We start from the raw sequence: 1199 nt of genomic DNA, 5'->3' as shown, positions 1-1199 counted from the left end.
AAGAGTTTCCTGGACCTACGATCATGTCTACAGATTCAATAGTTTCGGTTCCGATTCCCATGGCAGCAATAGCTTGTATGCCTCCCAATAAATAAATTTCATCGGCACCTGCCATATACATTGCAGCTACAGTGGCAGCAGGAATTTGTCCTTTGATAGGAGGTGTGCAGGCAATAACGCGTTTTACTCCGGCTACTTTTGCCGTAAGCACGCTCATGTGCGCCGATGCAACCATTGGATAGCGACCTCCTGGAATGTAGCAGCCTACGCTGTTTACGGGTACATTTTTATGACCCAGAAAAACACCCGGAAGTGTTTCAACTTCAATGTCGTGCATCGAGTCTTTTTGATGTTGTGCAAAATTTCGAACCTGTGTTTGTGCAAACCGAATGTCCTCCAAAACTTGTTCTGGAACATTACTGATGATTTCTTCGATAGTTTCTTTTGAAAGTAGAAAACTGGCAGGAGACCATTTATCAAATTTTTCGGAAAGGGATCGAACTGCGGCATCGCCACCATTTTTCACTTCGTCCAATACGTTTTCAACTATTTCTCTGACTTTTTTGTCGTTAGATTCGGCTTCAAATAAAGCGATTCCTTCTTTAATTACTCTTTTCATTTGTGAATTCTGTTTTATTGATGGTTTGAAAATGTTCTGCTACAGGTGGATTTTGGAAATGTGGAGACAAAAGGGCTCTCCATTGTGTAAATAATGGCGATTCTCGGAAGCCGATGGTGTGGTCTTCCAATGTTTCCCAGTGAATTAATACCACAAATTTGGTGGGTATTTCGATGCAATGTTGGCATTCCAATCCAACAAAACCTTTGGCTTTTGAAACCACTAATTGGGCTTCCTGAAAGGCTTCCATAAAAGCGGTTTGTGCGTTCTCTTTGATGTCAAAAGTGGCGATTTCTAAAATCATATCTTTAGTGTATAGAGTTAAAATAAATTTATTAGTTAATTTAATTGCGCTATTTTTATACAATCAATAATTAATCAAAATGTTTTTTACAAAATTCTTAAAAAGAAGGATAGGTTAAGAATCAATAAAACGCTAGAAATAATCAAAATCAATCATTTTTATCATTTTAACTTAATTTTAAAACGATTGAGTATTCAATTTCGATAAATAGTGATAAGAAATAGACTAATTTCTGTTTTCTGGGCTGTTGTTGCTTCTAAAAGCATTGGGAGATTG

2 protein-coding genes are annotated in these 1199 nt (G+C 37.2%); both read right to left on the bottom strand.

Annotation, left to right across the window (positions count from 1 at the left end; genetic code table 11):
* Nucleotides 1-619, bottom strand: a 619-nt coding sequence (locus EKL98_RS16525) for a histidinol dehydrogenase (RefSeq protein ID WP_199740744.1), incomplete at its 3' end; no start/stop codon positions are given.
* A complete protein-coding gene (locus EKL98_RS16520) occupies nucleotides 603-923 on the bottom strand; it encodes an antibiotic biosynthesis monooxygenase family protein (protein WP_126563198.1) in 321 nt (106 codons plus the stop codon). The genes EKL98_RS16525 and EKL98_RS16520, both read right to left, overlap by 17 nt.
* Nucleotides 924-1199: the final 276 nt, after the last annotated feature.

The sequence above is a fragment of the Flavobacterium bomense genome (genome assembly GCF_003970355.1).
This window is presented reverse-complemented; position numbering and strand designations above follow the sequence as displayed.